The following is a 9,553-nucleotide window of genomic DNA, read 5'->3' as shown; positions in this document are numbered from 1 at the left end:
ATCCACATAACTGAAGAGTTCGCCTGTCCTCACATCGCCGCCGCGCATCCATCAGCTCCAAATCGCAATAAAGCGAGTGAATCACGACAGGAGCCTTGCGCCAATGCCTTTTTCAACAGCCTGCTAGGGCCGGGCCGCTGGGATCCAAAGTAGACATCATGATTGGCGGTCTAATTTCAAGAGTGTCGTAAAATCGTCCGGGCGACACGCCATGGGCCGTTCGAGACCATGAAAGCGCCGCGATCCGATAGGAGTCTTTGCCCGTAGCGACTCAGGGGAGGAGCACGCACATGCTTTCAAGGAGCGATTGGACCTTTGGTCTGGAAATCTGGCTGCCTGACTTTCCGCAACCCATCGATATCAAAGGAACTGGCGAAGCTTCCGCATTACTAGCTGACAAGTGGCCGGTAACCTTTGGGCCGGCATTTGAGCGTGCGCTTGCCGTTTGCGCGGCAGTTATGGAAGGGTTGCTCCCGGCAGACGATGCAAAGCTGGCCCTCATTGATGCGGCCGAAGAAGTCGGAATTTCCTGGATGGACCGGATCTATTATGTTCCCGATCGTCCGGATGGTCTGACGAAATCGCCACCTGCCGGGCAGGTTCACTAGCGCCGATGTCGGCTCAATCTTAAGCCGTCCTAGAGGCGAACGAAAAGAAGTACGTCACACGTTGCTGCCTGTGGATCCTCGCAGCTAGAACCGCTGCGCCGCCGCCGGCTTGTTTCCGGTAATTGCATCGATCCGATCGAGCACGTCGGAAGTCAACTTGTCCCTATGCGAAAGGGCCGCAAGATTGTCCTCCAATTGACTCGTGCGCGACGCGCCAAGGATGACAGTTGAGACATTCTTGTTGGCCAGACACCACAGCAGAGCAAGGTGCGTGATCGAGATCCCGATCTCGTCTGCGAGCTTCGCCAACTCGCGGACTTTCGCGATCTGGGCGCGGCCAGCGTCGCTCGATAGCTTCTCCTTCAGCCACTCGTATCCGGGAAGGTTCATTCGGCTGTCAGCCGGCACGCCGTCGTTATATTTGCCGGTGAGGACGCCTGATGCAAGCGGCGACCAGATCGTGGTTCCGAGACCGAGAAGGTCGTAGAGCGGCCGATAATCGGCTTCCACCTTCTGGCGCTCGAAGATGTTGTATTGGGGTTGCTCCATCGTCGGCGGCGTGATGCGAAGATCCCGCGCGACGGCGTAAGCCTCGGTTAACTGCTGCGCCGACCATTCCGAGGTTCCCCAGTAAAGGATCTTCCCCTGCGCCACGAGATCGTGCATCGCCCGAACGGTCTCCTCGATCGGCGTATCGATATCCGGCCGGTGGCAGAAATAGAGGTCCAGGTATTCGACCTGCAGCCGCTTGAGCGCGGCGTGGGCAGCATCGGTTACGTGCTTGCGCGACAGCCCGCGTTGCGTCGGCTTCTCCCCGCCCCAGAACACCTTGCTGGAGACGATGAAGCTATCGCGGCTCCAGCCGAGCGTCTTGAGCGCTTCGCCCATCACAAGTTCGGATTTTCCACTCTCGTAGCCTTCGGCATTGTCGAAGAAGTTCACCCCCTTGTCATAAGCGAGCTTCATTAGGCTGACCGCATCGCCGCCATCAACCTGCTTGCCAAAGGTGACCCATGATCCGAAGGAGAATTCGCTGACTTTCAGGCCCGATTTGCCGAGACGACGATATTCCATAACGAACCTCCTACGAATGTTTACAATCAGCCGAGCAGCTGTTCGTAGCGAACCTAGCCCTATCCCGCTTGGGCGCAAGGCCAAAAACGAGAACGCGGAGCCGAGCATTTCCTCAGCCTTCGGGTTGCTGCTTGCTGTCCTTAGCCAGGCAGCCGAGACTCGCCAACTGATTGGGAAGGTTTACCGCAAAGGGACGGCAGCGTTCTGTTTTGGTTCTGCAGGATCTTCACTACCACCGATCATCCCTGAAAATGTTGTCCGGCCGCAATATGCCCTCTCTTAGGTTCGTGACGGGTGGAACCAGCGGACTTTCGTTCATCGCAAAACGCCGCCCGCAATCTTGAGGTCTTCGGTATCAAGCGCTTCGTCAAACTTATCCAAGATCGGCTGAAGCAGCGCTCCCGCATCGCTTATGCGACCCTCAGCCGCTAAGAAACGAGCCAAGTCGGTCGCGGCACGCAATTCCCAGCCGCGGGCACCCATGTTCCGGATTGTGTCGAGGGCCTGCAGCAGGCACGTGTGCACCTCATCTGACGCCGACATCGACAACAACAGGTTCGCCTTTACACGCAGAAGTTCCGGCATATAGCAGAGATCGCCGTTGGCCTTGACTCTCCTCGCAAGCGCAGGCCGGGTGCTACGACCGCCGCGAAGCCGACATGCTGCGCCGCTCCCCATCTTCTGAGTGAGCTCCGACGGATCTCCGGGAGGCAGGAAGCATACGGTGATTATGCCGCTTGGCGGATGGGTGTCATCCTTCTATCGCCAATTCTCCCGAGACACGCAGACATCTAAATCAATTGCACCGACGCCGCTGGCGTTGGACGGACCGAGGGATCGGCCGTCGCAATCGAAAGGATGCAATCATGAGCAGTCATCAGAAGGTAGCCATCATCACCGGCGCGTCCCAAGGCATCGGCGAGGGCCTCGTCCGTGGATACCGGGAAAAGGGCTACAACGTCGTAGCTACCTCGCGTTCCATCAAGGCTGGTTCCGATGCCGGCGTTCACGCTGTCGCCGGCGACATTTCGAAGGTCGAGACCGCTGAGCGCGTCGTTCGCGAAGCCATTGAGCGCTTCGGCCGCATCGACACTCTCGTCAACAACGCCGGCGTGTTCACAGCCAAGCCGTTCGTCGACTTCACGCAGGAAGACTACGATCTGAACTTCGCCGTGAACGTCGCTGGCTTCTTTCATATCACGCAGCGCGCCGCAAAGGAGATGCTGAAGCAGGGATCCGGTCACATCGTCTCGATCACCACGAGCCTCGTCAACCAGCCGATCGCTGGCGTCCCCGCGGCCCTTGCTTCGCTGACGAAAGGCGGTCTGAATGCCGTCACCAAGGGACTCGCGCTTGAGTATGCCAAGACCGGGGTTCGGGTGAACGCCGTATCGCCCGGCATCATCAAGACCCCCATGCACGCCCCTGAAACGCATGAGTTCCTTTCGGCCCTGCACCCGATCGGCCACATGGGCGCGATCAGCGACATCGTGGACGCCGTTCTCTACCTCGAGAACGCCAGCTTTGTGACCGGCGAGATCCTGCACGTGGACGGCGGTCAGAACGCCGGTCGCTGGTAACACGCCTTCGGACCGAACGGCCTGACGCAAGTGCGTCAGGTCTCCCAGACGACAACGATTGGAACAACGATGGAACTGGTACTGGCCGCAGACCCGATGTGCTCGTGGTGCTATGGGTTCGGAAAGGAAATGGAACTGCTGCTCGAACGGCGCCCGGAAGCCTCTCTGCAGATCATACTTGGCGGTCTCCGCGCCGGCGCGACCGACGTTCTCGACGATGCCGGAAAGCAATTCAGGCTGCATCACTGGGCTAGGGTCGAAGAGGCAAGCGGTCTTCCGTTCAATCGTGAAGGGCTGCTGGCGAGACAAGGGTTCGTCTACGATACCGAACCGATTTGCCGCGCGGTCGTCGCCGCTCGCATCCTGCGTCCGGAAGCCAACCTTCTCAAGGTCTTCAGGGCGTTTCAGCATGCCTTCTACGTCGACGCGCTTGATACCACCGATGGCGTCGTCCTCGCAAAAGTCGGAAGCAGTGCCCTGACGACTTTGGGCCACCCCACAACTGCTGAAGAGTTCCTGGAGACGTGGAAGCGAGGCAGCACGATCGCGGAAGCGGCGACCGACTTCGCCACCGCCCGAGCAATGAGCGTTTCGAGCTTCCCGACACTTTTCGTCAGGAAGGATGCCGGGCTGGCCAGGGTTGGCTCGGGGTATGCACACGTCGACGCGCTCGAGCAGCACCTGTCGGCGCTGGGCTTCTGAAGGCAGACGGACAATTGGAAAGTACCAAACGATGCCTATTGTAAACGTGCAGGTCACTCGTGAAGGAACTGCGCCGGGCCGCCAGTCGGTTACGGAGGAAGAGAAGGCCCGCCTCATTGCGGGCGTGAGCCAGGTGCTGCTCGAGGTCCTCAACAAGCCGCTCGAATCCACTTACGTGGTGATCGAAGAAGTGGACCTCGACAACTGGGGATGGGGCGGGCTGCCGACCGCGGAATATCGAAAGCTCGCCGCCGCCAAGGGCACCTAGTCCGCTTGGGGGCGGCAAGCGCGCAGTTTGATCGTGTCAATCCGGAAGATCGGCCCCTGCTTGCTCGGCAAGCATGTATGCGGCGTACCAATCGGGCCAGTCATCGTCATGCTTGCCCCCGTTTCGCTTCTCATGCTCGCCGTGGGCAGCCGCAGCGCGCCGAAGGGCTGCTGCCAGATCGCTGCCGGAGGTGAACGTCGCGCCGTTGGCCTCTTTTCGACCCGGTAGCCTCGTCGTAATCTCCTGGAGGAGCCATCCGTTGCCGTCCGGGTCGCTAAAGGATGCGAACGATCCATAGCTGGCGCGCGAAGGGTGTGGGCCGGGCAGCCGTCCATCGGTGTTCTTGTGGTGGAAGACGCCGCCGACGTCGTGGAAGACGCCGCTCATTTCAGCACCATGTGAGGCCAGTGCCGCGTGAGCCATCTCAATGTCCGATACGATAAGATGCAGTCCCTGAGCGGAACCCGGCGCCGCGGATGTGACGTTCGATCCGAAGATCACCGAGCAGGGAGATCCCGGCGGCGTGACTTGAACGACGCGGAAGCCGTCCTTGCCGGGCACGTCGGCGTCGAGACGCCATCCAAGTCCCGTATAGAATGCCTTGGCGCGGTCGATGTCCGAAACTGGGATCACGACGACCTCCAGTTTCATGTCGGCATCCTTCACTGTCTTTGTCGCGGTCGTGCTACGCTCCTGAATGGTCATCTTGTCATCCCTCGGTAAAATTGCCGCGGGGAACTTCCCGCGACCAGGCACACGATGCGCTCGCCTCGGGGGACCGTCCATTATCCAATGGTGTCGCCGCCAACGCCCCCATTGACTCTGGCATCCAGCGGGTGAGGAACGGGAGGAGTAAGACGGTTCAAATCGACAATTGAGTGTCGGTCTCCCTCTCGCTCATCATCCAGAGGCGCTCAGCAGAAGCAGGATCTACCGCATAAGGCGCGACTTTCGACGTTCGCCGGTCCCGCCCATCGAGCGAGGTGACGATGGACCCGTCCTCGAGAAGCGCTATGTCCGAATTCGCGCAGAACACGCCCCCGAGGCCGGCGAGCTGAGGGCTGACTGCGCACCAAACATGGGTTGCCGCACCTTGCGGAATCGATTTCATGTCCCTGTCAGGATCGATGACAGGCACACCCTTCTCGTCGAGATTTCCCATTTCCTTCAGGCGTTCGGTCGAGATGTGTTTCGCCAGACCAGTCACGATACCGCCGGGGTGTAACGAGAACGCGCGGATCCCGAAGTCGCGCCCTCGGCGATCAAGTTCGACAGCAAAGAGGATGTTGGCTGTCTTCGACTGTCCGTACGCGCTCCAGCCATCATATGGGCGGCGCTCGAAATTGAAGTCGTCCCAGACGATGTCGGAAAAGCGGTGACCCATTGAGGAGACCGAAACGACGCGCGCGCCTCTAGCTCGAACCAATGCAGGCCACAGGCGGAGCGTGAGCTGAAAATGACCGAGGTGGTTGGTCGAGAACTGCAGCTCGTTGCCTCGGGAGTCGCGGCTCAGTTCCGGCAGCGCCATGATGCCCGCGCTGTTGACGAGAATGTGCAACGGAAGCCCCGACCGGACGATGTCACAGCTAAAGGCGTCGATCGAGGCTGGATCGGTGAGGTCCATCGGCCGGACTTCGATCCCGCCACCAATCTCCGCGATAGCACGTCGCGCGCGATCTACGTCTCGCGCCGGGACGATCACCCGGGCTCCAGCCGACGCCAGCGTCCGCGCGGCTTCTAGCCCAAGGCCCGCATAGCCGCCTGTCACGATCGCCAACTTTCCGGTGAGGTCGATACCGGCGATGATGTCGAGCGTCGTGCTGGAGGCATGGAAGCCGGATCCGAGTGGCGTCTGCGTCGTAGGCATTTGGTGAGTTCCTTTCGGTGACTGTTCGCCCTTGGATATGCTCTCCGATTGCCGTACTTTGAATATTCAGAAGTTCCAGTTTCTTTCGCCAAAGTTCAAAATGACACGCGATCCGCTATCACATACCCTCAAGGTCTTTGACGCTCGTACGATCTATGCCGGCGGCTTTATTGGTGGCGGCGACTGGGCCATCCGTTTCGAACCACCGCGCAAGATCAAGTTCTTCGTTGTCGGTCGCGGGCACTGTTTCCTTGCCCTTGACGGCACAGTCGCAAGATTCCGGCTCGAGGCCGGCGACATCTTCATCTTGACGCGTGACGTCGGGTTTGTGGTCGCGAGCGATCTGGCGCTTGCTCCGCAGCCGGCGGCCGAGATCTTCAGGGGCGCCGGGAAGTCCATCATTCCAGTCGGGCAGGGCGACGACTTCCTGCTTCTCGGAGGTCATATCGATACACACCATGTCGGCGGACGCCTGATGATCGAAAGCCTGCCGGATTTTGTTCATCTTCCGGCGGCCGAAAGTGGAGCGAGCCGACTTGGAGCATTGATCGGCGAACTCGTCGAAGAGGCGGCAGGCGGCGCTCCAGGGGCCGAAATGGCGTGTTCAAGTCTAGCCCATTTGCTGCTCATCCAGATCCTACGTCGGCACCTTTCATCAGGAGACCAGGTTCGTCCCGGCTGGCTTCGCGCCGCCTGCGATCCAAAACTCGCCCCAGCGCTCAACCTCATGCACGGCGACATTGCCCGTTCCTGGACGCTTCCTGAACTCGCCCGTGCGGCGGGAATGTCTCGGACGGCTTTCGCGGTTCACTTTCGTAAAGTGACCGGACGCCCGCCGCTCAACTATCTGACTGAATGGCGAATGCTCCAGGCCGAACGCGCGCTTCGCCAGGAGGGCAGTTCTATCGCCAGGGTTGCGGCCTCAGTCGGATATGGTTCCGAGGCGGCCTTCAGCACCGCTTTCAAGCGCGTGATGGGCGTATCGCCTCGACGTGGAGGCCGACTTTATCTCGTCGAGGAAGCGGCGCACGCTTCCTGATTTTGTTTGCCCGTGCTCGCACGAATCATGTGAGGTGTCCGTGCGATTTGCCATGGACTGTACGGACACTTGTTTACCTATTTGTCGGCCAAAGTCCCTGTGTAGTGGCCAAGTCTGGCCTCGATGTCCGGATTGGTCTGCAGGCCCATGTCCATCAGCTTGCCAATGTTCTTCTGTGCGACCGGGCGCTGTACGGAGGTGATGAACGCGTCCCACCCGGCACCGATCTCGGGGTTGGACGGCAGGCTTGCATAGTCGACGAGACGTTTGGTGTCGGCAATCGCCTGCCGGTCGAAGCCGGAGATGCGAGTGGCGAGGGCGTCTACGAACGGGTCAAGCTTGTCGTCGGGGAACGACCGGTTGACGTAACCGTACTCCTCGGCGAGATCGCCATTGATGTCGTCGGAGCCGAGCAGAACCTCAAGCGCTCGGCCCCGGCCCATCAGACGGGGAAGCCGGGCCATAGGACCACCACCGGGTACGAAGCCTGCGCCGACCTCCCATTGGGAAAGGATTGCCTTCTCCCGGCTCGCAAAGCGCATGTCGCTGGCCAGCGCAAGTTCGCTACCGACCCCCGTTGCGCGTCCGCGTATCAGTGCGATGGACACCACTGGCGCCTTGCTGATGCGAACCAGCATGTCCGGAAGCGGATGAAGTCCCGTCGTCCCTGATGGCAGGCTGGTGGATTCGGAAAGCTTGGGCGTGAAGTTGTAGTGGGTCAGGAAAAAGCCCGGCACCGCACTGTCGAAGACAACGACGCGCAAATCGGGATCCGACTCGATCTCGGCGGCGACCTTCTCCATCTGCGGAATGGTCTCCGGCCCGAAGATGTTGAAGGGCGGGTTGTCGAAGGTCACCCGCCAGTACGCCGGGGTTCTTTTGTCGACCTTGATCTGTGTCTGCTCGCTTGCAGGCTGAGCTTGCTCGCCCGCCGGACGGGCCGTCTTTTCGGCGACGCCCGCCTGGCCGGAAAGCGCAAGGGCGGGCAGCATCAGAAGGGCGGTGGCCGTCAGAAACTTCGACGAGACAATGACGACGTTCCTCGCATCCGTTGGCTTGATCTTCATGACTTACTCCATCGTTCAGATTGGAAGAGAAAGGTTTGCTAGGGCTCGATCTCGAAAACGAGTTCGACTTCGACCGGCATGCCGAGTGGTATGCTGGCGACGCCGAGGACGATACGCGGTGGGACCCGATCCGCTCCGAAGACATCGAGCAGCAGTTCCGAGGCGCCGTCGGCGACCTTCGGATGTTCACGGAAATCTCCCGGCGTAGCGATGTAGACGCCGAGCTTGGCGATGCGACGAATGAGATCCAGCGATCCGAGCTGCGCCTTGGCAGCGGCAAGACCGCTGAGGCAGGCCGTCCGCGCCGCGTCATAACCTTCGAGGACAGACAATTCCTCGCCGACGCGCCCATGATAAACCGGATCGTGTCCAACCACTGGCAACATGCCGCTGAGGAATAACAGGGTGTCGCACTGGACAGCTTCGACGTAGGCGCCGAATGGGGTGGGCGGAGGAGGCAAGGCAATGGCCAGTTCCTCCAGTCGCGCTTCTGGGCCGCGGGCTACCATTTGCCGAGATGTGCGCCGTTGTCGACGTGCAGCACCTCCCCGGTGATATTTGCGGACTCCGTCAGATAGACGACGCCGTCGACGATCTCCTGCACCGCGGTGATCGTTCCCATCGGCGACAGCGATTTCAAAAAGTCCTTCGGGTTGGACGCATGAAGCGGCGTGTCGACGACGCCTGGCGACACTGCGTTGACGCGAATATTGTCTGCCGCAAATTCCAGCGCGAGGCTTTTGGTTATCGCGTTGAGTCCACCCTTTGCGACCATCGGCAATGACGCGTTCACGCCCGCGATCGGGTGATCCGTAAGGGACGACGTGATGGTGACGATGCTTCCGCCAGACTTCTGGCGAAGCATCTGCCTGATCGCGTGATTGGTGAAAAGGATGAAGCCTTCGACGTTGGTCGCGGAGAGCTTCCGGAAATCGTCGACCGTGTATTCTAGGAAGGGCTTCGTAAAAAAGATTCCGGCGTTGTTGACGAGGGCGTCGACGGATCCGAAGCGGTCGATTGCCCGCTGCGCGACCCGTTCGGCGGTGTCGGGATCGCTGACGTCGCCGTCGACGAGTTCCAGACGGTCGGCGCGGTCGAATGGCGTCGTCTCGCTGATGCGTCTCGAGGTTCCCACGACGTTGTAGCCCTTGTCGAGGAAGGTCTGCACGATGCCGGCTCCGATCCCTTGCGAGGCACCGGTTACCACCACTGTCTTCTGCACACTCATGTATGCCTCCGTTTTGATGCAAAGAGCCATTCGCCTGCCGTGGGGGCAGGTCGGCTTGTTTCGAAATTGATGCGCTGATGCCGACCGTGCCGGGAACGAAGGCGCTTACGCCCTGCGTTC

The 9,553-nt window shown here is 60.3% G+C and carries 12 protein-coding genes; 5 read left to right on the top strand and 7 right to left on the bottom strand.

What is annotated here, in order from left to right; all coding sequences use genetic code 11:
- Window positions 1–290: 290 nt before the first annotated feature.
- Window positions 291–608 (top strand): DUF982 domain-containing protein, encoded by a 318-nt coding sequence (locus tag IB248_RS28765; protein WP_018855092.1) that lies wholly within the window; start codon window positions 291–293, stop codon window positions 606–608.
- Between the two features lie 84 nt (window positions 609–692).
- Here IB248_RS28765 and IB248_RS28760 read toward each other — a convergent pair whose 3' ends face one another.
- Together IB248_RS28760 and IB248_RS28755 are read right to left on the bottom strand one after the other, a co-directional pair.
- Window positions 693–1,682 (bottom strand): aldo/keto reductase, encoded by a 990-nt coding sequence (locus IB248_RS28760; protein ID WP_113471303.1) that lies wholly within the window; start codon window positions 1,680–1,682, stop codon window positions 693–695.
- 315 nt (window positions 1,683–1,997) lie between these two features.
- The gene (locus IB248_RS28755; protein ID WP_018855090.1) at window positions 1,998–2,267 is read right to left on the bottom strand and encodes a hypothetical protein; all 270 of its coding nucleotides are present in this window, start codon (window positions 2,265–2,267) and stop codon (window positions 1,998–2,000) included.
- A 281-nt stretch (window positions 2,268–2,548) separates the two neighbouring features.
- Here IB248_RS28755 and IB248_RS28750 point away from each other — a divergent pair, with 281 nt between their 5' ends.
- The 3 genes from IB248_RS28750 to IB248_RS28740 all read left to right on the top strand — a co-directional run bounded on the left by IB248_RS28750 (window position 2,549) and on the right by IB248_RS28740 (window position 4,232).
- Window positions 2,549–3,262, top strand: a complete 714-nt coding sequence (locus tag IB248_RS28750) for an SDR family oxidoreductase (protein WP_018855089.1) — start codon at window positions 2,549–2,551, stop codon at window positions 3,260–3,262.
- A gap of 69 nt (window positions 3,263–3,331) precedes the next feature.
- Window positions 3,332–3,964: a DsbA family protein gene (locus IB248_RS28745; protein WP_169684014.1), complete on the top strand. Its 633-nt coding sequence runs from the start codon at window positions 3,332–3,334 to the stop codon at window positions 3,962–3,964.
- Window positions 3,965–3,995: 31 nt separating this feature from the next.
- A complete protein-coding gene (locus tag IB248_RS28740) occupies window positions 3,996–4,232 on the top strand; it encodes a 4-oxalocrotonate tautomerase family protein (protein ID WP_018855087.1) in 237 nt (78 codons plus the stop codon).
- A gap of 36 nt (window positions 4,233–4,268) precedes the next feature.
- Here the strand turns inward: IB248_RS28740 and IB248_RS28735 are convergent, their stop codons facing one another.
- Window positions 4,269–4,937 (bottom strand): VOC family protein, encoded by a 669-nt coding sequence (locus IB248_RS28735; RefSeq protein ID WP_018855086.1) that lies wholly within the window; start codon window positions 4,935–4,937, stop codon window positions 4,269–4,271.
- A 157-nt stretch (window positions 4,938–5,094) separates the two neighbouring features.
- Window positions 5,095–6,099: an SDR family NAD(P)-dependent oxidoreductase gene (locus IB248_RS28730; RefSeq protein WP_018855085.1), complete on the bottom strand. Its 1,005-nt coding sequence runs from the start codon at window positions 6,097–6,099 to the stop codon at window positions 5,095–5,097.
- Window positions 6,100–6,199: 100 nt separating this feature from the next.
- On the opposite strand from IB248_RS28730, the gene IB248_RS28725 reads away from it, so the two are divergent.
- Window positions 6,200–7,138: an AraC family transcriptional regulator gene (locus IB248_RS28725; protein WP_169684016.1), complete on the top strand. Its 939-nt coding sequence runs from the start codon at window positions 6,200–6,202 to the stop codon at window positions 7,136–7,138.
- 77 nt (window positions 7,139–7,215) lie between these two features.
- Here IB248_RS28725 and IB248_RS28720 read toward each other — a convergent pair whose 3' ends face one another.
- Genes IB248_RS28720 through IB248_RS28710 form a run of 3 tightly spaced genes read right to left on the bottom strand, consistent with a single transcriptional unit; the run spans window position 7,216 to window position 9,433 of the window.
- Window positions 7,216–8,205 (bottom strand): enoyl-CoA hydratase/isomerase family protein, encoded by a 990-nt coding sequence (locus IB248_RS28720; RefSeq protein ID WP_169684017.1) that lies wholly within the window; start codon window positions 8,203–8,205, stop codon window positions 7,216–7,218.
- A 38-nt stretch (window positions 8,206–8,243) separates the two neighbouring features.
- Window positions 8,244–8,714 (bottom strand): RidA family protein, encoded by a 471-nt coding sequence (locus tag IB248_RS28715; protein ID WP_018855082.1) that lies wholly within the window; start codon window positions 8,712–8,714, stop codon window positions 8,244–8,246.
- Window positions 8,708–9,433, bottom strand: a complete 726-nt coding sequence (locus tag IB248_RS28710; RefSeq protein ID WP_169684018.1) for an SDR family oxidoreductase — start codon at window positions 9,431–9,433, stop codon at window positions 8,708–8,710. The genes IB248_RS28715 and IB248_RS28710 overlap by 7 nt, the downstream gene beginning before the upstream one ends.
- Window positions 9,434–9,553 lie beyond the last annotated feature (120 nt).

The organism is Rhizobium sp. RHZ01, from assembly GCF_014851595.1.
In the GTDB taxonomy this organism is placed as follows: Bacteria; Pseudomonadota; Alphaproteobacteria; order Rhizobiales; family Rhizobiaceae; genus Rhizobium; species Rhizobium altiplani.
The sequence above is the reverse complement of the archived record's forward strand: the minus strand, read 5'-3'. Positions and strand labels throughout refer to the sequence as shown.